Source organism: Pseudothauera rhizosphaerae, assembly GCF_004801305.1.
GTDB lineage: Bacteria > Pseudomonadota > Gammaproteobacteria > Burkholderiales > Rhodocyclaceae > Pseudothauera > Pseudothauera rhizosphaerae.
Genome location: NZ_SSOD01000019.1, coordinates 33,633 through 55,059 on the forward strand (window position 1 = coordinate 33,633; position 21,427 = coordinate 55,059).

16 protein-coding genes are annotated in these 21,427 nt (G+C 69.3%); 6 read left to right on the top strand and 10 right to left on the bottom strand.

Features of this window, described 5'->3' with window-relative positions:
• Positions 1-189: 189 nt before the first annotated feature.
• Positions 190-2,259, bottom strand: a complete 2,070-nt coding sequence (locus E6O51_RS18675; RefSeq protein ID WP_136386530.1) for a TonB-dependent receptor — start codon at positions 2,257-2,259, stop codon at positions 190-192.
• 217 nt (positions 2,260-2,476) lie between these two features.
• Here E6O51_RS18675 and rpsD point away from each other — a divergent pair, with 217 nt between their 5' ends.
• From rpsD to E6O51_RS18705, 6 genes are all read left to right on the top strand, one after another.
• Complete coding sequence (rpsD, locus tag E6O51_RS18680; RefSeq protein ID WP_136386531.1) at positions 2,477-3,088, top strand: 30S ribosomal protein S4; 612 nt, start codon at positions 2,477-2,479, stop codon at positions 3,086-3,088.
• The gene (locus E6O51_RS18685) at positions 3,088-3,372 is read left to right on the top strand and encodes a hypothetical protein (protein ID WP_136386532.1); all 285 of its coding nucleotides are present in this window, start codon (positions 3,088-3,090) and stop codon (positions 3,370-3,372) included. Before rpsD ends, E6O51_RS18685 begins: the two co-directional genes overlap by 1 nt.
• A 9-nt stretch (positions 3,373-3,381) precedes the next feature.
• A complete protein-coding gene (locus tag E6O51_RS18690; protein ID WP_136386533.1) occupies positions 3,382-3,900 on the top strand; it encodes a sigma-70 family RNA polymerase sigma factor in 519 nt (172 codons plus the stop codon).
• Positions 3,890-4,912, top strand: coding sequence for a FecR domain-containing protein (locus tag E6O51_RS18695; RefSeq protein ID WP_136386534.1), 1,023 nt, complete (start codon positions 3,890-3,892; stop codon positions 4,910-4,912). The genes E6O51_RS18690 and E6O51_RS18695 overlap by 11 nt, the downstream gene beginning before the upstream one ends.
• An 82-nt stretch (positions 4,913-4,994) precedes the next feature.
• Positions 4,995-7,817 (top strand): TonB-dependent receptor, encoded by a 2,823-nt coding sequence (locus E6O51_RS18700; protein ID WP_136386535.1) that lies wholly within the window; start codon positions 4,995-4,997, stop codon positions 7,815-7,817.
• Between the two features lie 61 nt (positions 7,818-7,878).
• Complete coding sequence (locus tag E6O51_RS18705; RefSeq protein ID WP_136386536.1) at positions 7,879-9,027, top strand: cytochrome-c peroxidase; 1,149 nt, start codon at positions 7,879-7,881, stop codon at positions 9,025-9,027.
• A 107-nt stretch (positions 9,028-9,134) separates the two neighbouring features.
• Here E6O51_RS18705 and E6O51_RS18710 read toward each other — a convergent pair whose 3' ends face one another.
• From E6O51_RS18710 to E6O51_RS18750, 9 genes are all read right to left on the bottom strand, one after another.
• Positions 9,135-9,521: a DUF6746 family protein gene (locus E6O51_RS18710; protein ID WP_136386537.1), complete on the bottom strand. Its 387-nt coding sequence runs from the start codon at positions 9,519-9,521 to the stop codon at positions 9,135-9,137.
• 28 nt (positions 9,522-9,549) lie between these two features.
• A complete protein-coding gene (locus E6O51_RS18715) occupies positions 9,550-10,920 on the bottom strand; it encodes an NADPH cytochrome P450 oxidoreductase family protein (protein ID WP_136386538.1) in 1,371 nt (456 codons plus the stop codon).
• A gap of 232 nt (positions 10,921-11,152) precedes the next feature.
• A complete protein-coding gene (locus tag E6O51_RS18720; protein WP_136386539.1) occupies positions 11,153-11,956 on the bottom strand; it encodes a DUF4198 domain-containing protein in 804 nt (267 codons plus the stop codon).
• Positions 11,957-11,994: 38 nt separating this feature from the next.
• Positions 11,995-12,507 (bottom strand): DUF2271 domain-containing protein, encoded by a 513-nt coding sequence (locus tag E6O51_RS18725; RefSeq protein WP_136386540.1) that lies wholly within the window; start codon positions 12,505-12,507, stop codon positions 11,995-11,997.
• A gap of 16 nt (positions 12,508-12,523) precedes the next feature.
• Positions 12,524-13,216, bottom strand: a complete 693-nt coding sequence (locus E6O51_RS18730; protein ID WP_136386541.1) for a PepSY-associated TM helix domain-containing protein — start codon at positions 13,214-13,216, stop codon at positions 12,524-12,526.
• 248 nt (positions 13,217-13,464) lie between these two features.
• On the bottom strand, positions 13,465-15,819 hold the full coding sequence (locus E6O51_RS18735; protein ID WP_136386542.1) for a TonB-dependent receptor domain-containing protein: 2,355 nt from the start codon (positions 15,817-15,819) through the stop codon (positions 13,465-13,467).
• A 624-nt stretch (positions 15,820-16,443) separates the two neighbouring features.
• On the bottom strand, positions 16,444-17,886 hold the full coding sequence (locus E6O51_RS18740; RefSeq protein ID WP_136386543.1) for an efflux transporter outer membrane subunit: 1,443 nt from the start codon (positions 17,884-17,886) through the stop codon (positions 16,444-16,446).
• A 5-nt stretch (positions 17,887-17,891) separates the two neighbouring features.
• Positions 17,892-19,865 carry a MacB family efflux pump subunit gene (locus E6O51_RS18745; protein WP_136386544.1) on the bottom strand — a complete coding sequence of 658 codons (1,974 nt, stop codon included), beginning with the start codon at positions 19,863-19,865 and terminating at the stop codon, positions 17,892-17,894.
• Positions 19,862-21,319 (bottom strand): efflux RND transporter periplasmic adaptor subunit, encoded by a 1,458-nt coding sequence (locus E6O51_RS18750; RefSeq protein WP_136386545.1) that lies wholly within the window; start codon positions 21,317-21,319, stop codon positions 19,862-19,864. The genes E6O51_RS18745 and E6O51_RS18750 overlap by 4 nt, the downstream gene beginning before the upstream one ends.
• Between the last annotated feature and the right edge of the window lie 108 nt (positions 21,320-21,427).

Genomic DNA, 21,427 nt, shown 5'->3' on the forward strand with positions numbered 1-21,427 from the left:
CTCGGCGCCACCACGGAACGGCCCCCTCTCCCCGGCCCTCTCCCGCGAGGGGAGAGGGAGAAAACCGGCGCCGGCCGGACGTTCCGGAGGCGAAACTCCCCTCTCCCCTCGCGGGAGAGGGGCCGGGGGAGAGGGGGCGCAGCGGCGGAGCCTGCAGCAGCACCTGGAATCCACCCATGGCCTTCATCATCAGAACTTCCCATTCCAGGCCACGTACAGGCTGCGGCCGGGAGCCTGGATCTCCTCGCCGGAAAGACCCTCGGTCAGGTGCTCGTGATAGCCCTTGTCGGCCACGTTCTTCAGCGCCACGCGCACGCTGTGCGCGCCGTGGCGCCAGGTGGCGCCCAGGTCGGCGGTGGCGAAGCCCGGGGTTTCGTCCTCCAGCCCACGGGCAAACACGGTGGCGACGCGATCCTGCCGGCGCACCAGGCGCAGCGTGGCGTCCAGCGTCCATGCGGGTGCCACGCGGCCTTCCCAGCCCAGGCTGAGTTCATCGGCCGGCATCTGGAACAGGGGCTCGTCCAGATCCTCGTTGGTGCCGCGCACGATGGACAGCCCGGCGCTCGCCCAGTGTCCATCCGCGAACTGCCAGCGGCCCTGGGCTTCCAGGCCCTTCAGCGTGACTTTGCCGAGATTCACCGTGCGCTTGCATGCCGCCGCGTTGGCCGCGCCGCAGATCGCCGCCGCGCCGGGCGTGCCGGAGATGTCCAGGCCGGTGATGTAGTCGTCGATGCGGGTGCGGTAGGCTGCCACGCTGTAGTCGAAGCGGCCGTCCGCGCCCTTCAGGCCGAGCTCGAACTGGGTGGCGGTCTCGGGCTCGATGCGCGGGTTGCCCACGTAGAAGTAGCCGTCGCCGCGGGGCGAGGACTCGAAGCGCTCACGCATCTCGCCGGCGCGCACGCCACGGGAGAGATTCACGTAGGGGCGCAGCAGGGGGGTCACCTCGTAGATCGCCGCCAGCGAGCCGGACCACATGCGGTCGCGGCGCGTCAGGCCCTCGCTGACCGGCGGATTGCCCACCGCGTCGGCACTGCCCTTGACACTGTCGTGGCGCAGCCCGGCCACCACGTTGAGCGCGCCGAAACGCATGTCGTCCTGCAGGTAGAGGCCCAGCGCCTCGATGCGGCCGTCGTCGAAGGGGTCGTTGCGCCCCAGGGGATTGGCCGGATTGGTGGCCGGCGTGGGCTGCAGGCGCTCGGGCGAGGCTTCCATGCGCCACGCGTTGACGCCGAAGGACAGCAGGTGCTGCGGATGGGCCAGCCAGTCGGCGCGGGCGTCGATGCCGTCGGTGGTGAAGCTCACGCGGGTCTCCGAGATGTCGCGCCCGAGGGGGCCGTTGGCGCGGGAGAAGATCTGCCGCTTCATCTCCTGGCGGTAGGCGCGCAGGTCCAGGTTCACCGGCGCTTCGCCCGCACCCTTGCGGCTGTAGCCCACCTCCGCCAGCAGGCGCTCCTGCTTGGGCGAATGCACGGTGGTACTGCGCACCTGCGGGTGCGGATGGTTCTTGGTGGAACCGGGGTACCAGACGTCCTCGTCGGTGTGCTGCTGCAGCGCCACGCGCAGTTCGTTGGCCGCGTCCAGGCGGAAGCGGTACTGGCCGATGAAGCTGTCCGAATCGTAGCCCGTGTCGTCCACGCGGCCGTCGGGCGCCTCGTAGTCGCCGATGCGGGCGATCGACGCGCCCAGCATCAGCGCGTGGTCCTCGTTGGCCGCGTTCATCACGCCGGTGGCGCGGGTGCCGCGGCTGGCGCTGTCCCAGGACAGGGCGGTGTCCAGCCCGATGCCCGGCTCGAAGCGCGCCTGGGGCAGGCGCACGTTGATCGCCCCGCCCAGCGCGCCGCTGCCGTACAGCACCGAGGCCGGGCCCTTCACGACCTCGACCCGCTCGGCCAGGGGCAGGCTCATGAAGGAGGCGATGGCGCCCGCCGGCTGCGCCGAGTTGAAGCGGATGCCATCCACCAGCAGCACCACGCTTTCCTTCTTCAGCCCGCGGATCACCGGGTTCTGCCCCTGCGCGCTGTCGCCGGACACGGCCAGGCCGGGTTCGCCGCGCAGCGCCTCGCCGGGGTTGTCGGCGCCGCGGCGCAGCAGCTCGTCCCGCGTCAGCGACAGCGTGGCGGCGGGGGTTTCCAGTTCGTCGGCAGCGTAACCCTTGGCGGTCACGCTGATCTCGCCCAGCACGCTGTCGGCGGGGGTGTCGGCCAGCGCGGGCAGGGCGGGAAACAGCAGGCAGGCCAGGGCAAGGGGGCGCAATCTCATCGCATTCTCCGGGGGATGACAAGGCTGGCTGGCGACGGGCTGGCTGGCCGGGTTTCAGGAATGGACGGATCATGTGGAAATGCGAACCATTTTCACTTGATGCCCATCAATTCCGTTCCGGCGCCCTCGCCCCGGCGCAAACGAGGGACTTGACGGCACTCCGGACAGGATTAAAATGAGATTCGTTCTCATTTCTATCTTTGCCAGGAGTACCCCCTTGTCCCGCTATACCGGCCCCCGCCTGAAAGTCCTGCGCGCCCTCGGCACCGCGCTGCCCGGCCTGTCGCGCAAGGCGCCGGACGAGCGCAACTACCCGCCCGGCCAGCACGGCATGAAGCAGAAGCGCAAGTCCGACTACGGCCTGCGGCTGATGGAAAAGCAGAAGCTGCGCCTGAACTACGGGCTGTCCGAGCGCCAGATCCAGCGCCTGTTCCGCGAGGCCAAGGGGTCGAAGGCGCCCACCGGCGACAAGCTGCTGGAGCTGCTGGAGCGGCGCCTGGACAACTTCGTCTTCCGCGCCGGCTTCGCCCCCACCGCGGTGGCCGCCCGCCAGCTCGTGCGCCATCGCCACGTGCTGTTCAACGGGCGTTCGGTGAACATCCCGTCGATCCGCATCAAGCCGGGCGACACCATCGCGCTGACCGAAAAGGGCCGGCGCATCCCGGCCACCGCCGAGTGCCTGGCCGAACCGGCGCTGACCCGCCCCGAGTGGCTGAACTTCGACGAACAGGCGGTGAGCGCCACCGTCACCCGCCTGCCCGACGCCTCGGAAGTGCCCTTCCCCATCGAGGTCCAGCACGTGGTCGAGTACTACGCGGTGCGGCTGTGATGGGTGCGCTCGCCACCCGGGAGGAGCGGGCCGCCGACGGCCCGCAATACACCAGCCGGCCGGAGCTCGCGCTCTCGGCCGTGCTCTATCTGATGTCCCGCTTTCCGGCCACCCACAGCGCGGCGGTGGCGGACGCCGTGGTGGACCACCTGCGCATCGTCTGCGCCGACCCGCGCCTGCCCGCCTGCGTGCGCGAGACCGCCGACAAGCTGATCGGCGACTGGGCCGCCTACGGCGCGCTGAGCGACCGGGAACTGTTGCCGGACGGCAGTCTGGCGAACTGAGCGCCCTCCATGGATGCGCCCGCCGGCACGGTCACCGACCTCTACCGCCAGCACCATCCATGGCTGCTGGGCTGGCTGCGCGCACGCCTGGGCTGCCCGCACAACGCCGCCGACCTGGCGCACGACACCTTCCTGCGCCTGCTCGGCAACCGGCGGCCGGTCGAACGCCTGGACGAGCCGCGCGCCTACCTGACCACCATCGCACGCGGCCTGGTCATCGACCACTGGCGCCGGCGCGACATCGAACAGGCATGGACCGAGGCCGTCGCCCATCTGCCCGAAGCGCAGGCCCCCTCCCCCGAAACCCGCGCGCTCGCGGTCGAAGCCCTGCTGCGCATCGACGCCATGCTCGACGGACTGCGCCCCAAGGTGCGCGAAGCCTTCCTGCTCTCCCAGCTCGACGGCCTCGGCTACCGCGAAATCGGCACGCGGCTGGGCGTCTCCGAGCGCATGGTCAAGAAGTACATGGCGCAGGCCATGCTGGCCTGCGTGCTGGCGCTCGAGGACGGCGGCGGCCATGGCGGCTGAGCCTGCCGCAGCGGCCGACCACGGCCCCCTCACCCAGGACGTGCTGCAACAGGCGGCGCAGTGGTTCGCGGTACTGGCCGACCACCGCACCACCGAAACGGAACGGCAGCGCTGGCAGGCCTGGCTGGAAGCCGACGCGGCGCATCGGCGCGCCTGGCAGCGGGTGGAGTCCGTCAGCCAGCGTTTCGCCGAACTGCAGGCCGGCAGCCCGGCCGCGGCCCATGCGGCGCTGCGCCGGACGCCCTCGCGCGGCCGGCGGCAGGCGCTGCGCGTGCTCGGCGGCGGCGGCGTGGCGCTGCTGGGCGCCTGGCTGCTCGCACGCGAACATCTGCTCGACGACCGCCGCCTGGCCGCACTGGCCGCATGGACCGCGGACGAGCGCACCACCGTCGGCGAAGTGCGCGAACTGCGGCTCGCGGACGGCGGAAGCCTGTGGCTCAACACCGCCAGCGCGGCGGACATCGACTACGGCGCGGACCTGCGCCGCATCGCGCTGCACGCCGGCGAGCTGCTGGTGCATACCGCGCCTGATCCGCAGCAGCCGCCCCGGCCGCTGGTGGTGGACACCCTGCACGGCCGCCTCACCGCGCTGGGAACCCGTTTCTCGGTAACCCTGGAAGACGGCGCCACACTGGTCTCGGTGTTCGATGGCGCGGTGGACGTGGCGCCGCGCGGCGGCCCCGCCCAGGTGCTCGGCGCCGGGCAGCAGGCCCGCTTCGACCGCCGGACGGTCCATGCGCCGGCGGTGGCGGCCCGGGCGCGGGAAAGCTGGTCGCGCGGCCTGCTGGTGGCGGAAGACCGCCGGCTGGACGATTTCGTTGCCGAACTGGCGCGCTACGTGCCGCTGCAGCTCGAAGTGGCCCCCGAGGTCGCCGCACTGCGCCTGGTGGGCGTGTATCCGATGCGCGAGCCGGTGCACGACTTCGGCCGCTGCATCGCCGCGCTGCAGGCAGCCTTGCCGGTCCGCGTCCACGTGATCGCCGACCGGCACTGGCGCATCGAGGCACGCTGAACGCATCCGGCACGGTTCCCTTTTTTGCCCCTCCTCCGGCATCCGTTGTGAACACCCGCTCACACAACGACGGACCGGAACCATGCCCAGACTCCAGACTTCCGCCCCCCTCCCCATCGCCGGGGCGCTGCGTGCCGCCCTGCCGGCGCTGCTCCTGTGCGCTTCCACGGCCGCGCTGCCGGTGCCGGCACGCGCGCAGCAGGAGAGCCCCGCCCAGGCGGCCATCCGCAGCTACGACATCCCGCCCGGCCCGCTGTCCTCGTCGCTGACCCGCTTCGCCGCCGAAGCCGGTGTGGCCCTTTCAGCGGACGCCGCCCTGCTCGGCGACCGCCACGGCCCCGGCCTGCACGGCAGCTACGACGTCGCCCACGGCTTCGCGCTGCTGCTTGCCGGCAGCGGCCTGGAGGCGGTGCGCGACGCCACCGGCACCTGGGTGCTGCGTCCGGCGCCGCGCCAGTCTCCCCACGTACTCGGCGAAGTGAGGGTGCATGCCGCCGCCGAATCCCTGGGCACCCAAGTCATCGGCCGCGGCACGCTGGACGCGGTGGGCCGCGGCAACGGCGACATCGGCAGCGCCTTGCGCGTGCTGCCCAACGTGCATTTCGACAACGGCCAGTTGCACACCGGCCGCCAGGGCGAGATCGACCCGGCCGACATCAGCATCCACGGCTCGAAGTTCTACAACAACCTGTACCTGATGGACGGCATGTCCCTCAACAACGACATCAACCCCGCCCAGCGCGCTGCCGACGGCACCACCGGCTCCAACAACAACTCCGCGCCGCCATCCGCCAGCCAGGGCTTCGCCATCGACACCAGCCTGCTGTGCAGCATCACCGTGCGCGACGCCAACGTGCCTGCCGAGTTCGGCCGCTTCTCGGGTGGCGTGATCGCCGCCGACACCTGCGCACCGACGCGCGATTTCGGCGGCCAGGTCTCGGTGGAGCGCACCCGCTCGGCATGGACCGAGTACCACCTCACCCCAACGCAGGAAGTCGAATATCCCCAATCGGCCGATGCCGACGCCCAGTCGGAATTCGACAAATGGACCTATCGCGCCGCGCTGCAGGGCAAACCGTCGGACGAGATCGGCCTGATCGCCAGCTTCGTGCGCAAGACCTCCGAGATTCCGCTGCGCGGCTACTCGGGCGGGCGGACCAGCGCCTCCGACAGCAACGGCAAGACCCAGCGCCGCGAAAGCGACGCCTTCTACGTGCGCGGCTTCTGGACGCCCCAGGGCGACCTCAGGGGCGACCTCTCCCTGCTCTACGCTCCCACCAGCGGGCAGTACTTCATCTCCAACGCGAAGAATTCGGATTTCGAACTGAAGAGCGGCGGCCACGGCATCAACCTCGGCCTGGAACATGCATTGGGCGGCGCACAGCTCAGCCACCGCCTGAGCTGGAACAGGGTGGAAAGCTCGCGCGACGCGGACAGCACCACCTGGAAGGCCTGGCGCCGTTCCGCCGACAAGGACTGGGGCGTGCAGACCGGCACCGGCGCCACCGGCTGGATGAGCTACGAAGGCGGCTGGGGCGACATCGACCAGGAGCAGGAAACGCTCACCTACCAGGGCAAGGCCGACTGGGAGCCGATCAACCTGCTCGGCGTCGAGCACCGCCTCCAGGCCGGCGTCGAACTGCTCCGGCAGGAGCAGACCTATCATCGCAAGACGACCTACACCCAATACACCGCCTCGATCAACACCAACACCTGCAACATGGTCGGCGGCGGCGTCGATACCGAGACCTGCTCGCTGTCCTCGCCGTGGAACGCGCCGACCTGGGCGGGGCAGTACCTCGCCAGCCGCCTGATCTACTTCGCCGGCGAGTTCGACGTCTCCAACACCAACCGCGCGCTGTTCATCCAGGACGAGATGCGCCTGGGAGACTTCCGCCTGCGCCTCGGCGCGCGCTACGACAACGACGACCTCGCCCCCGAGGCCACCCTGGCGCCCCGCTCGGCGCTGTTCTGGGACGTCTTCGGCAACGGCCTCACCCGCCTCGAAATGGGCGCCAACCGCTACTACAGCCGCAACTTCATGGCCTACTACGCGCAGGCCAAGCGTCTCGCGCTGCAAAGCTCCTCCCAGACCCGCACCATGAGCGGAGGCCTGCTCAACGACTGGGCCGCGCCGGTGATGGCGACCAACTGGAGGTGGTACCAGCTCGGCGACATGAAGGTGCCCTACGACGACGAACGCATGATCGGCATCAGCCAGCAATGGCTCGGGCATACCTGGAGTCTGAAGCGCGTGCTGCGCGAAAGCCGCGACGAAATGGTGCTGCACCTGCGTTCCGCGGCCAACTACTACTGGGACAACAGCGGCTACTCGGACGCCAAGACGTGGGCGCTGAGCGTGGAAAGCGACCGCCCGATCCGCCTGGGCAACACCTCCACCACGCTGATGTTCAGCGTCGACCACACCGACCTGGAGACGTCGCACGCCGACTACTCCGACACCCTCAACGACATCTCCGGCGACCTCAGCCGCACCATCATCTACGACGGCAAGGCCATTCCATGGGCCGAGCGCCCCGCGCAGAACTACACCCGCCCGTGGAGCGCCCGCCTGCTGGTGAACACCGAGATCCCCGCCGCCCGCCTGACCATCGGCAACTTCTTCCGCATCCGCGACGGCTTCGAGAAGATGGTGGACACCGGCGTCTCCGTGCCCCACGGCGACGGCACCGCGCGCATCTGGGACAAGCGCAAGTTCGGCAAGGCCATCACCTGGGATCTGCGCCTGAACTGGAGCCTGCCGGTCACGCAGGGGCAGGAGGCCTTCGTCAACCTGACCATCGAGAACCTGCTCGACCGCAAGAACGACATCGAGAACAGCGGCACCGAACTGGTTTACGAAAAAGGCCGCCAGTTCTGGCTCGAACTCGGCTACCGCTTCTAGGCCCACCGCGGCGGCGCCCGGCTTGCCGGGCGCCGCCCATCCTGCCGGACATCTCCACGACATGAAACAACCGCCCGCCCATCCGCTCATCCGCCGCGCCTGCCGCCGGGGTGCCCGACTCGCCGCCCTGGCCGGCGCGCTGCTGGCCTGGCCCGCGGCGGCGGCCTGTACCCTGCCCGACGACGGCTGGGATGCCGCCTGCCTGCGCGCCGTCTACACCCGCGACATCGCCCACTGGCCCCCGCCCCAGGGCGTGGATCGCACGGACTGGCGCGAGATGGCGCCAGTCGGTACGCTGGCCGCACCGGCTCCTCAGCCCACCCGCGCGGCGCTGGGCGAACGGCTGTTCTTCGATCCGCGCCTGTCGCGCTCCGACCTGCTCGCCTGCGTCAGTTGCCACCGCCCCGGCCACGGCTTTGCCGACACCCAGGCCGTGTCGGCCGGGCACGAGGGCCGGCTGGGCACGCGCAACGCGCCCACCGTGCTGGGCGCGGCACACGCCCCCGCGCTGTTCTGGGACGGCCGCGCCGCCACGCTGGAAGCGCAGGCCAGCGGACCGATCGCCCATCCGGACGAGATGGCGATGCCCCTCGACGAACTGCCCGGCAAGCTCGCCGCCCTCGACGACTACGAGGCCGCCTTCACCCGCGCCTTCGCCGGCGAGTCCGCCGGGAACGGCCAGGGCGCGGTGACCCTGGCCCGCATCGCCGCCGCGCTGGCCGCCTACCAGCGCACGCTGCTGCCGCCCGAAACGCGCTTCGACCGCTTCCTGGCCGGTGAGCGCGGCGCACTCGACGACCGCGAACTGCTCGGCCTGCACCTGTTCCGCACCAAGGGGCGCTGCATGACCTGCCACGACGGCCCGCTGCTCACGGACAACCGCTTCCACAACCTGGGACTGACCTGGTACGGCCGGCAGTACGAGGACCTGGGACGCTACGGGGTGACCGGCGATCCCGTCGACGTGGGCCGCTTCCGCACGCCGACCTTGCGCCAGGTGGCGCACACCGGCCCGTGGATGCACAACGGCCGCTTTCCCAGCCTGCGCGGCATCCTCAACATGTACAACGCCGGCATGCCGCAGCCCAAACCGGCCAACGCGGAACAGGCCCGCGACCCGCTGTTCCCGAAGACCTCGGAACTGCTGCGGCCGCTGGACCTGACGCCGGAGGAACTCGACGCGCTGGAGGCCTTCCTGGCGGTGCTGTAGCGTGGGTTGGGCGAGGAGTGGGAGCGGGCTTGCCCGCGATTGCTGCGTCCTCGGCACCCCGAACCGCCCCATCGCGGGCAAGCCCGCTCCCACGGGTGTGTTCCGGTTTACTCGGCGATGATCTTGCGCACACCCGACAGATAGGCGTCGCCGTAATCGATCACCGCGTCCCGGTTCTGCCCTTCGGTGGCGAAATGGAGGTCCGCGGCGGTTTCGGAGAGGGAGCGCAGTTCGGCGTTGATGGCCTTCAGCGAATCCTCGATGGTGTAGCACAGGCTGTGGATGTCGTGCATGTCGTACTCGCCCACCTCGCCCGCCAGCAGTTCGGCCAGCTTCTTGTTGGCGTCGCGCAGGATGGCCACGGTCTCCTCGATGTTGCCGCCCTTCTTGGCCTGGTAGTGGTCCACGCGCGGCGGCTGGGGATCGGCGGCGTGGGCGGCGGGCGCCAGCGCGGTGCAGGCGGCCAGGGCGGCGAGGGTGAGGATCTTCTTCATCTGGACTCCTTGATGGTTGCTCGGTGAATCAGTAGATGTCCCGCCGGTAGCGCCCTGCGGCCGCCAGTTGCGCGAGCCGTCCGGCGCCGAGGATGCCGGCGAGGGTGTCGTGCACGGCCGGCCCCATGCCCACGGCGTTGCCGCACACGTAGATGGCGGCGCCCCCGGCGACCCATTCGCGCAGCGTGTCCGCGGCGCGGGCGAGGCGGTGCTGCACGTATTCGGGGGACGAACCGTCGCGGGAGAACACGCGGTCGCAGCGCGCCAGCAGGTCGGCCCGTTCCAGCGCGGCGAGTTCGTCGGCGTGGAAACCGTCGTGGGCGGCGTTGCGCTCGCCGAACACCAGCCAGTTGCGCCCGTCGCCCCGCCGCGCGCGCTGGCGCAGGAGGGCCAGCAGGCCGGCGAGACCCGTGCCGTTGCCCACCAGGATCAGCGGGCGGGCGGCGTTGTCGCCGAGGCGGAAATTCGGATGGGCGCGGATGCGCCCCTGGAACACGTTGCCGGATGCCCCCGCGCCGGTGAGCAGGGACGACATCCGCCCCGGCTCGCCGTCCGGCCCGCGGATCACGCGCACCAGCAGGTGCACTGCGCCGTCTTCCGGCAGCGAGGCGATGCTGTAGTCGCGCGGGCGGGCGTCCGCGCCCGGGGGGACGAGTTGCAGCAGGTCGCCCGCCTCCCACCGCGGCAGCGCTACGGACGCGGCGTCGGCCTCGGGCCCCGCGACCGCTTCCAGTTCCACGTGATGCACCGGCTGCCCGGCGCTGCCGGGGTTGAGGTGGCGGCTGGCGCGCACCCGCCAGTAGCCCATGACCGGCGCAACGGCGCCGTTCGGCTCCGCCAGGCCGGCGAAGCTCGCCAGGCGGTGGCGCCAGGTTTCCAGCGCCGCCGGGTCGGCGCGGTCCACTTCCACGCGCTCGAACAGCGCCGCGGCGCCGCAGTCGCGCAGCCAGCCGTCCAGCGCGCGGCCGAAGGCGCAGTAACGCGCATAGGAGCGGTCGCCCAGGGCCAGCAGGCCGTAGCGCAGGGCGCCGAGCTGCGGTCGGCCGCCCATGATCCGGTCCACGAAGGCGGCGGCGTTATCCGGCGGATCGCCTTCACCGGTGGTGCTGGCGACGAAGAGCGCCTTCCCGCAGGTCTGCAGATCGGCCGCGGAGAGTTCGCCCAGGGCCGCCAGGCGCGCCCCGACCCCGGCGGCGCCCAGCGCCCGCACCGCCTCTTCGGCCAGTTCGCGGCCGAGTCCGCTCTGGCTGCCATAGGCCACCAGCACGGTGCCGGAACCGGCAGCCGCGGCCGTGCCGTGGCGCTTGCGGAAACTCGTGCGCACCCGCAGGCACAGGGCCGCATAGGCCGCCACGACCCCCGCGGCGGCGGCCAGGCGGGGCAGTTCCAGGGTGATCATGCGGCCGGATGCAGGCTTCGTCCCTCCCCCTTCAAGGGGGGCGAAGCCGGGGTTTCGCGAAGCACTGCTTCGCGCCGGCTGAACGGGCAGGCTGTGCAAAGCCTGCCCCGGACGGTCAGGAGGGGGATGGGGTTCGGTGCAGACTGGCGATAAACCCATCCCCACCCCGACCCTCCCCTTGAAGGGGAGGGAGTACACACCCCGCCCTTCGACTGGCTCGGGGCGAACGGCGTCACTGCGGCAGCACCTCCAGCGTGGCGGTGTAGGACAGGCGGCGCTCGATCTTCTGATCGCCGCTGCTGGGGCCGGCGATCATGGCGGTCAGGTAGTAGCGCCCCGGCTCGGCAAAGGTGTGGGTGAAGCGGCCCTGGGCGTCGGTGACCAGCTTGACCTTGCCAAGCTCGTCGCGATAGCGCGTGTCGCCGGCGATCAGGGTCGCCTCCACACCGGCCGTGGGCTTGCCATCCACGGTGAAGGCCAGCGTGGCGGCCTCGCCCGCGTAGAGGTCGTTGGGGTGGGTCACCGGCACCAGCTCCAGGCCCTGGCCGGTGGCCTTGACCGCACTCGGCTTGCCGACGGTGACGAAGGTTTCCACGCGGGACACGCCCTCGCGCACCACCAGCTCGGCGGCGTCGGCCGGCACCTTGCTCGCCAGATCCGCCTTCGGGCCGCGCCAGCGCTTGGTTTCCGTGCCTTCCTTCCAGCTCGCCATCAGGCTGGAATTCACCATGGCCAGGCGGTAGGTGCCGTCGGCCTGCAGGTTGGCGTCGAACACCGTGCGCAACTGGCCCTGCACCAGGTTTTCCGGCTGGACGGCGCTGCCGTCCGGTGCGGTGATGAAGAGGTTGTCGCGCACCATCAGCGGGCGGTGGTTGAAATAGAACAGGTCGTTGGACACGGCGCCGTCCACGGTGATGTAGCCGGCCTTGGAGAGCACGGTGGAGGACGGCAGCAGCCACACTTCGTGGGCCTGAGCCAGCGGGGCGCCGAGGGCCAGGGCGAGGGCGGCGAGGGCGGAGCTTTTGCGCAGATTCATCGTTTTTTCCTCTTGGCGGAGTCTTGACGGAGAGCGGATCAGGGAACGAGCTGCACGGCGACCGTGCCGAGTTCGTGCTTGCCTTGCACCTTGGCGCTGGTCGCGGCAGCCGGCGGCCAGGTGAGCGGGACGTTCAGCACCTCGCGTCCGCCGTGCTCGCGGGAGGCTTCGACCACCAGGCGGTACTCGCCCGCGGCCAGCTTGCCCAGGGGCGCCTCGCCGGCGGTGAAGCTCAGGCGGTGGGTGCCGGGCGCACGGGTGGCGCTGGTCACGCCATCGACGGGCACCGCCAGCTCGCGCCCGCTGCGGCGCCACCATTGGCGCAGGTCCTTGAGCCACTTCGTGCCTTCGCCGTCGCGCATCTTGATGCCGTACCACACCGCCAGGTTGGCGGCCACGGTGTTGTCCGGCCGCTCCAGCCACACGGCCACGTAGGGGCGGCGGAAGTCGGCCACGTCGATGCGCGGCAGTTCGATGTCCACCTCGATGCCGGCGGCGAGCGCCGGTGCGGCGGCGGTGAGGCCCAGGGCGAGGACCAGGGTCTTGTGCATGGGGAAAACTCCGGGGCTAGTGAATGAACAGGATGACGAGCAGCGCGGGAATCACCACGCCGAGGGCAAGGGTCGGCCACACCGCGGCCCGGTTGGCCGCATGGACCTGCAGGATCAGCAGGCCGGTGACGGAGAACAGCACGCAGGCCACGGCGAAGACGTCGATGAAGAGGCTCCACGCCGGACCCGAGTTGCGCCCCTTGTGCAGGTCGTTGAGCCAGGCGACGAGGCCGCGGTCGGTGAGTTCGTATTCGGCCTCGCCCGCTTCCAGGTCGAAGCGCAGCCAGGCGTCGCCGCCGGGACGCGGCAGGGGGAGGTAGATCTCCTCCGCCGACCACTCCGCCGACCGTCCCGCCACCGCGATGCCGAAAGCCTCGGCCGCCCACGCCGCGGCGTCCGCCGGCAGGGCCTCCTCCGCTCCGTCCCCGCCTTGTGCGGCGAGCGAGCGCAGGCTCTCGGCCAGCTCCTCCGGCAGGGTTGCGGTGCGCGCCACGATCTCGGGCTTGGCCTCGATGGCGCCAGAATGGTTCAGGGTGATGCCCGTGACCGCGAACAGCAGCATGCCGAACAGGCACACCGCCGAACTCACCCAGTGCCACTGGTGCAGCGTCTTCAGCCACCAGGCCCGGCGCGCCTGCGCGCTGCGCACCGGCACGGCCGCAGCGGTGCCCGGCGTCAATTCGACGGGAGGAGGAACGTAGGTCGGCATGGGAAGTCAGGACGATGGTGCTGCGACACCCCGCCTGCGGGGTTGCAGCCAATGCCATCGATTCTAATTTTGATAACTATTCGCAACAACCCTTTGGGAAAACTTTCTTGTAGTGTTTTGTAGGGCTGAAGAGCAGGAGAGCACGAGTCATGCCGAACGCAACGCGGCATGCGCACGGCGACATCCCATGAAGAAAGGCCGCGCCGGAAGAACCAGCGCGGCCCTGTCATGGGAGTCAGGAACTCCGATCAGAACTTCGCGTTGACGCTGACCCAGAAGTTGCGGGCCTTGTCCTTGTTGTTGTAGTCGTCCAGGTAGGTGGGCACCCACTCCCCTTCGGCCGCATCCCACGCGAAGGAGGTCTTGTAGCTCGTGAAATCCTCGTCCAGCAGGTTGTTGATGCGGCCGTTGATGGTGACGTGCTCATTCACCTTGTAGCTCGCACCCAGGTGGAAGACGTCGTAGTCCTTGTAGTACCGCTCCTTCTGCAGCGTCGTGTCGTAGTTACGGTAGCGCTTCGAACGGGACTCCAGGGTCAGGAACACGTCCAGATTGGGCAGAGCCCGCCAGTCCAACGTGGCGTTGAGCATGTGCTTGGCGCTGTTGCCGAAGGGCCGGCCTTTCTCGGCGCCGCTCTTCTGTTCGCTGTCCGTATAAGTGTAGTTGCCGCGCAGCGCCCAAGTATTCGTGATCTGCCAGCGAGCGGCCAGTTCCACGCCCTGGATCACCACCTCGTCAATGTTGGTTGCGCGGGTAGAGGACGGGTTGTAACCGATACCGGCGTACTCCCCGGTGCTCGCGCATTCCTGCACAGTGCCTGGGCCGCAAGGCTGGTTGGCGATCTTGTCCTCGAAATCGTTGCGGAACACGGTGGCGTTGAAGCTGTGCCGGTTCGGGTGGTTCCAGTAAACCGCCAGTTCGGTGTTGCGGCTGGTTTCCGGTTCCAGGTTGGGGTTGCCGAACATCGGCGACGTGCCTTGACTGCCGAAACCGGTAATGCCGTCATAGAGCTGGGTGGTCTTGGGCGTCTTGAAGCCGGTGCTGACACCGCCCTTCAGGGTCCATTGGGAGTCGAGCCTGTAGATACCGTAGAGGCGCGGCGAGATGTTGTCGCCAAACACGTCGTGGTCGTCGTAGCGCACGCCGGCCGTGAGGGTGAAGGCGTCGGTCGGCATCCAGTTGTCCTCGACGAAGACCGACCACATCTTGTGGTCCTGGGCCTTGCCCGGCGTACCCGACTCCATGCCGAACACGCCGTCCTTCAGTTCGCCGTCGATGACCTGACCGCCCACCACCAACAGGTGGTCTCCCGCAAGGTTCTGCAGCGGGATGTCCAGCCTGGCGTCCAGGGTGTACTGGTTGCTCTGCAGCGTGCGCTTGCCCCGCGGCAGGAAAGCGGCCTGGGCGGCAGCCTGGCGGTCCTCCAGGCTCATGCCGGCGTAGGCCCCCGTACCATCGATCATTTCCAGCAACTGCTGCCGCTCGGCCACGGTGAAGGGCATGGTGCGGCCGTTGTTGTCGGTTTCGATATAAGAGAGGGCGATGAAGCTGGTGCCGAAGTCCCACTTGCCTTCATGGGAAAGTGACCAGGACTCACGGGTGAATTCCTGTTCGTCCAGATAGCCGACGCGAGGATCCGCGCGACCGCCGCCAGCGTTCGACCGGCGCCAGATGGTGTCGATGCTGTCCACCGTACCCAGCGGGTAACTGACGTCACCCGTCACCGGATCGATGGTGGGCTTGTTGTCGTACTTCTGGGTCGAGTCATCGTAATCGAAGGTGATGCGCTGGCGCGCGTCCGGCGTGAAGAAGAGGCTGAGGCCGTAAGCCTTGTTGGTGTTGTCCACGGTCTTGCCGCCGCCGCCGAAACCAAGCGTGCGGCGATGCACGTTGCCGTCCGGATCAGTCGCCGAGTCAAATTCCGGCGTGGAAGCCAGGCGCTCGTAAACGCTGCCGCGCACGGCGAGCCCCAGCTTGCCGGGCAGGATCGGGCCGCGGACCGCGAAATCGGTGGTGATGTCGTCACCGAAATCGTCGTTGGTCTGCAGGGTACGGCCGAAGGTGACCGAGCCGGTCCACTTCGTGATGTCTTTCTTGGTGATGATGTTGATGACGCCACCCATGGCGTCGGCGCCGTACAGCGTGGAAGCCGGGCCGCGGATGACTTCGATGCGCTCGATGGCATCGAGCGGCGGGATATGGTTGAACTGGTTGCCACCGAAACTGTTGGGGTAGATGTCGCCGTGGTTGTTCTGGCGCTTGCCGTCTACCAAGATCAGCGTGTAGTCCGATCCCATGCCGCGCATGCTGATGGTCTTCTGACCGGTTTTGTCGGAGGTTTCGCCCACGTCCACGCCTTCCAGGTCACGGATGGCGTCGATCAGCGTCGTGTAAGGCTTGCGAGTGAGTTCTTCCTGGGTGACGACTGAAATCGAGGCCGGCGCATCGGTGATCTTTTGTTCGAAGCCGGCAGCCGAGACGACCACTTCGCCCAGTTGACGCTCGGCCTCCTGGGCCAGTGCGGACGCAGAGAAAGCGACCAGCAGCGCGGCAACGCAGGGCCGCAGCGCCGGCGTGCCGGCGCGGGATGAAGCATGAGCCATTGAAATCCCCTTGTGGCAATTGCAGAAGATTGGCTGGCTTCCAGGCTCATGCGCCGGGTGGCTGGCTACGAAATAAGAACTATGTAACGAATGATAATTGTTCTCATTTTTTTGTGTCAATGCGCAACAAAAATTTTTGCGCAACTACAACACATCGCCACAATCTGCGCAGTCTGTGTCACCGCTTTTCAATGGAAAAGCCCGGCCACAGGGCCGGGCACAAGGCGTGCGCGGGCTTCCCGAGCCGCGGGGTTCGTCAGTGCCGGGCTGCCATGCCTTGCGATGAAACGGGAACGGCGTTGCCTGGATGGTTGCCGGGTTGATATCGGGGTGGGACCGGCCCTAGCCGCGATGCGGCGTCCTTTGCGCCCGGAACCGCCGCATCCTCGCCGTGGGGAGCAATACCGTTCAGTTAAGCTTGGCAAAGCCCCTCTCCCCTCGCGGGAGAGGGGTTGGGGAGAGGGGGCTGCGTCAGCCGGGCCGCCACGAACGGCCTTGCGCCCCTGCGGGGCGCCCCTCTCCCCGGCCCTCTCCCACAAGGGGAGAGGGAGCAGGAATTTAGATGCGATTTGCTTAACCGAACTGTATTGCGCCGTGGGGAGGGGATTCAGTGGGACCGTGCGATCACGACGCCGGGTCCGCGCTCCCCGCGGCTTGCGCGCCGGCCTCGTCGCTGCGCCAGCCGCCGCCCAGGGCCTTGTACAGGTCCACCGTGGCGGTGAGCCGGGTCAGGCGTTGTGTGACGAGGGCTTCTTCCGCCGAGAACAGGGTGCTCTGGGCGTTGAGCAGGGTGTCGAGGCCGTCGCTGCCTTCCTTGTAGCGCAGTTCGGACAGGCGCAGCGCGCGGGCGCGCTCGTCGCGGATTTCGCGCTGGGTGACTTCCTGGATGCGGCTGCGCTCCGCGTTGGCGACGGCGTCGTCCACTTCCTTGAGGGCGGTGAGCACGGCTTTGCGGTAGTTCTCCAGCGTCACGCGGCGCTGGGATTCGCTGGTCTCCACCTGGCCGCGCAGGCGGCCGCCGTCGAAGATGGCCTGCAGCAGCGAGATGGCCACGGTGCCGGTGGACACCGGGTTGGCCAGGTCGAGGAAGCCGAATTCGCCGCTGGAGAGGTTGCCGCTGGCGGTGAGGCTGAGCTTGAGCGGGAAGAGCGCGGCGCGCGCCACGGCAATGTCGGCGTCGGCTGCGGCGAGATCGGCTTCGGCCGCGGCGAGATCCGGGCGGCGTACGAGCAGTTCGGCCGGCACGTAGGGGACGACTTCGGGAATCGCCAGCGGGTCCAGGGCCTGCCCCGCCACGTCGAAGCCGGCGGGGGTTTCACCGACCAGGATGGCGAGCGCGCGCACGAGCTGGCGCTCCGTGACCTGCAACGGCAGGATGGCGTCGCGCTGGGACAGCACGGTGGCACGCTGGCGGCTCACGTCCAGGGCCGAGGCCGCGCCGGCGCGGTAGCGCGCTTCGACGATCCTGAACAGGCGTTCGGCGATGGCGAGGTTTTCCCCGGCGATGGCGAGCCGCGCGCGCTGGGACAGGATCTGGGCGTAGGCGTTGGCCACGCCCGAAACCAGGGACAGGCGGGTGGCTTCGTAATCGTAGCGGGTGGAGGTGAGGCTGTACCTCGAGCCTTCGTAGCGGGCGAAGTTGCTGCCCCACACGTCGATCTCGTAGCTGATGCCCAGCGCGGCGGAGGAGCCCTCGCTGCGGGAGGTGCTGCCGTCTTCCCGTGTACGTCCGGCATTGGTCCGGGCGTCCAGGTTGATGGTGGGGAAGAGCGTGGCGCGGGCGCTGCGGGCGGCGATCTCGGCCTGCAGCACGCGTTCGGTGGCGACGGCGATGTCCGGACTGCCGGCCAGCGCGCGGTCGATGAGCTGTTCCAGTTCGGCCGAACCGAACTGCCGCCACCAGTCGGTTTCCAGTTCGCTGGCGGCGCGGTCGCGGGCGGCCGCTTCAGCCCAGGTGGCGGGCATGTCGAGGCGGGCGCCGGGGTGGGCGATGGGCAGCGCGCAGCCGCCGAGGGCGAGGGCAAACAGCGCGGCGGGCAGGAGGCGGAGACGGGCGTTGGCGGGCATGGCGTTCATTCGGAAGCGAGGGCGACCACGGGGTCGAGGCGGGCGGCCTTGCGCGCGGGCAGGTAGCCGAAGACGAGGCCGGTGGCGAAGGCGCAGCCGAAGGCGAGCACCACCGGCAGGAGCGTGTATTTCACCTGGGTGCCGAAGAAGGCGATGAGGGCCGCGGCGCCCAGTCCGGCGGCGACGCCGATGGCCCCGCCGATGGCGGACACCACCAGCGCCTCGATGAGGAACTGCTGCAGGATGTTTTTCATGCGCGCACCGGTGGCCATGCGGATGCCGATCTCGCGGGTGCGCTCGGTCACGCTCACCAGCATGATGTTCATGACGCCGATGCCGCCCACCAGCAGGGAGATGGCCGCCACCGCGCCGAGCAGGATGGTGAGGGTGTTCTGCGTGGCCGACACGGTTTCGATGATGGAAGCCATGTTGCGGATCTGGAAGTCCTCGGTGCCGTGGCGGGTGAGCAGCAGTTGGTGCACGTCGTTCTGGGTGGCGTCGATCCTGTCCACGTCGGCCACCGCCACGGTGACGTTGCGCAGGTAGCGCTGGCCGGTGATGCGCAGAGACGCGGTGGTGTAGGGCATGAAGACCACGTCGTCCTGGTCCTGGCCCCAGGAGGTCGCGCCCTTGCCGGTCATGGTGCCGATGACCTGGAAGGGGATGTTGTTCACCAGCACGTATTCGCCGATGGGGTCGGCCCCGGCGAAGAGCGCATTGGCGACGGTCTGGCCGAGCACGGCGACGGTGGCGTAGCGGCTGACGTCGTCGGCGCTGAAGAAGGTGCCGGAGGCGACCGCCCAGTTGCGCGCGATCCCGTAGTCTTCCGAAGTGCCGTTGATCTGGGTGCGGTGGTCGCTGCCGCCGGCGCGCAGGGTGACGCTGCTCGACTGCTCGGGCACCGCGGCGCGGATGTTGGGCAGGTCGCGGATCGCGTTCACATCCTCGGGCACCAGCGTGGCGGTGGTGTCGCGCCCGCGCTGGTTGGGCGCGCCGGGACGTATGGTGAGCAGATCGGTACCCATGGCGCTGATCTGGTCCACCACCTTCTGCTTGGCGCCATCGCCGATGGCGAGCATGGCGATCACCGATGCGACGCCGATGACGATGCCGAGCAGGGTCAGCACGGTGCGGAAGAGGTTGGCGCGCAGTGCGCGCAGCGCGGTGCGGGTGGCCTCGAACAGGTCGGTGAGGGGCGAGGTGCGGTCCACATGGGGCGCAAAGTCGGGTTCCGGCCCTTCGCCGCGTTGCGGGCCGGGGTCGGAGACGATGACACCGTCGCGGATCTCGATCACGCGGCGGGCCAGTTCCGCCACTTCGCGCGAGTGGGTGATGAGGATGATGGTGTGGCCTTCGGCCGAAAGCTGGCGCAGCAGCTTCATCACGTCCTCGCCGCTCTTGCTGTCCAGCGCGCCGGTGGGCTCGTCGGCGAGGATGATGCGCCCGCCGTTCATCAGCGCGCGGGCGATGGACACGCGCTGCTGCTGCCCGCCGGAAAGCTGGTTGGGGCGGTGGTGGCTGCGTTCTTCCAGGCCGAGCGCCCCCAGCAGCGCCTGCGCGCGTTCGTGGCGCTCGGCCGGCGGCATGCCGGAGTAGATGGCCGGGACTTCGACGTTCTCGCGCGCGGTGGCACCACCGATGAGGTTGTAGCTCTGGAACACGAAACCGAAGGCCTCGCGCCGCAGGCGGGCGAGTTCGTCGCGATCGAAGCCGGAGACGTCCTGCCCCATGAAGCGGTAGGTGCCGCTGGTGGGGCGGTCGAGGCAGCCGAGGATGTTCATCAGCGTGGACTTGCCCGAACCCGAGGCGCCCACGATGGCGAGGAATTCGCCGGGGTAGATGGTGAGGTCGATGCCGTGCAGAACCCGGGTTTCGATCTCGCCGTTCACAAAGGTGCGGGTGATGCCGGACAGTTCGATGAGCGGCTGGCCGGCATCGGCGGTGGTCGTGCCGCCGGGCGCGAAGGCTTCGCGTTTCACAGCCGCGGCCCCGGACCCATCATCGGCGGCCGGTTGCCGCTCGCCTGCGCGCCGCTGGCGAGGCCGGCCACGACCTTCTCGCCCTCTTCCAGGCCGGACAGCACCTGCGCCGCCACGCGGTTGGAAACGCCGATGGCGATGGTGCGCTCCTCGATGGTGTCGTCGGCCCCGAGCACCCTGACCGTAGCCTGGCGCGCAGCACCGGCCGCAGCTTGAGCGCCTTCGCGCGGCCCGCCGCCTTCGCGGGGCGTGCGATTGGCGCGCCGTTCGCCGGCTTCGCCCGGTCCGCCGGATTCGCCGCCGGGCTGGGCGCGGGGGCCGCGGCGCTCGCCGTTTGGTCCGCCGAAACCGCCTTCCATGCCACGGCCCTCGCCATTGCCGCCGGACTGGACACGCATCGCGCGGCGCTCGGCGGCGGCCGCCCCGGCACCGGCGCCGGCCTCGGCACCCTGCGGACGCTGGGCGGCGCGGATCATGCTGAGCGCGCCCACGGGCACCTGCAGCACGTCGCGCGCCTGGGCGACGACGAAATAGACCTGGGCGGTCATCTGCGTCATCAGTTCGCCGCTGCTGTTGGGCACGTCGAACAGCGCGTTGTACAGCACCACGTTGTTGGTGACGGTGGGCGTCGGTTCGACCTTGGCGAGCTTGCCGTACCAGCGCTTGCCCTGGGCACCCAGCGTCGTGAAATAGGCATCCATGCCGGGGCGCAGGCGGCTCACGTCGGCCTCCGACACCTGGGTCTGCACCGTCATCGTGGTCAGGTCGGCCACACGCAGGATGACGGGCGCCTGCTGGGTGGAGTTGAGCGTCTGCCCCAGGCGCGCGCTGATGGACACCACGGTGCCGGCTATGGGCGCCTCGATGCGGGTGTACTGCAGGTTGGCCTCGTCAGCGCGCAGATTGGATTCGGTCTGATCGATCTGGGCGCGCAGAGCCTCGATCTGGGCGCGGGCCGAGCGCAGCGACGCTTCGGCCTGCTGCACCGCCTCTTCGGTGGTGGCCTCTTCGGCGATGAGGTTCTGCTGCCGGCGGTACTGGATTTCGGCCAGCGCAAGGTCGGACTCCCGGGCGCCCAGGGTGGCGCGCAGGTTGCGCAGTTGGGCGCGGGTGGCGTCCACCTTGCTCTGCAGCACGGTGGCGTCGATCTCCGCCAGCAGGTCGCCGGCCTTGACCTCGCTGCCGACCTCCACGTGGAACTTCTTCAACTGGCCCGACACCTGGGCGCCCACATCCACGTAGTCGCGCGGCTGCAGGGTGCCGGTGGCGGTCACCACGTCCTCGATGTCGGCACGCTGCACGTTGACGAACTGGTACAGGTCGGCCGGGGACTGGCGGCTGCCGGCGTACTGCCAGGCGACGAAGGCGGCACCGGCGATCAGCACCCCCAGAGGCACCAGGATCAGGTAGGGAAAGCGGCGGGGGCGGGAAGCGGGTCGAGCGGGAGAGTTCATGTTGTCAGGGCGTCGGCCGGCACGATCTGCCGTGGGATGAAAGGATAAGCGAGCGGTGTGCAATTGTTTGTATCGTATTGCAGGGCAACACTGCTAATGTGGACAGAC

What these genes read in the sequence shown, in the direction of transcription:
- E6O51_RS18675 (WP_136386530.1), bottom strand. Translation starts at nt 2,259, where the DNA reads ATGAGATTGCGCCCCCTTGCCCTGGCCTGCCTGCTGTTTCCCGCCCTG.
- E6O51_RS18685 (WP_136386532.1), top strand. Translation starts at nt 3,088, where the DNA reads ATGGGTGCGCTCGCCACCCGGGAGGAGCGGGCCGCCGACGGCCCGCAA.
- E6O51_RS18690 (WP_136386533.1), top strand. Translation starts at nt 3,382, where the DNA reads ATGGATGCGCCCGCCGGCACGGTCACCGACCTCTACCGCCAGCACCAT.
- E6O51_RS18695 (WP_136386534.1), top strand. Translation starts at nt 3,890, where the DNA reads ATGGCGGCTGAGCCTGCCGCAGCGGCCGACCACGGCCCCCTCACCCAG.
- E6O51_RS18700 (WP_136386535.1), top strand. Translation starts at nt 4,995, where the DNA reads ATGCCCAGACTCCAGACTTCCGCCCCCCTCCCCATCGCCGGGGCGCTG.
- E6O51_RS18705 (WP_136386536.1), top strand. Translation starts at nt 7,879, where the DNA reads ATGAAACAACCGCCCGCCCATCCGCTCATCCGCCGCGCCTGCCGCCGG.
- E6O51_RS18710 (WP_136386537.1), bottom strand. Translation starts at nt 9,521, where the DNA reads ATGAAGAAGATCCTCACCCTCGCCGCCCTGGCCGCCTGCACCGCGCTG.
- E6O51_RS18715 (WP_136386538.1), bottom strand. Translation starts at nt 10,920, where the DNA reads ATGATCACCCTGGAACTGCCCCGCCTGGCCGCCGCCGCGGGGGTCGTG.
- E6O51_RS18720 (WP_136386539.1), bottom strand. Translation starts at nt 11,956, where the DNA reads ATGAATCTGCGCAAAAGCTCCGCCCTCGCCGCCCTCGCCCTGGCCCTC.
- E6O51_RS18725 (WP_136386540.1), bottom strand. Translation starts at nt 12,507, where the DNA reads ATGCACAAGACCCTGGTCCTCGCCCTGGGCCTCACCGCCGCCGCACCG.
- E6O51_RS18730 (WP_136386541.1), bottom strand. Translation starts at nt 13,216, where the DNA reads ATGCCGACCTACGTTCCTCCTCCCGTCGAATTGACGCCGGGCACCGCT.
- E6O51_RS18735 (WP_136386542.1), bottom strand. Translation starts at nt 15,819, where the DNA reads ATGGCTCATGCTTCATCCCGCGCCGGCACGCCGGCGCTGCGGCCCTGC.
- E6O51_RS18740 (WP_136386543.1), bottom strand. Translation starts at nt 17,886, where the DNA reads ATGCCCGCCAACGCCCGTCTCCGCCTCCTGCCCGCCGCGCTGTTTGCC.
- E6O51_RS18750 (WP_136386545.1), bottom strand. Translation starts at nt 21,319, where the DNA reads ATGAACTCTCCCGCTCGACCCGCTTCCCGCCCCCGCCGCTTTCCCTAC.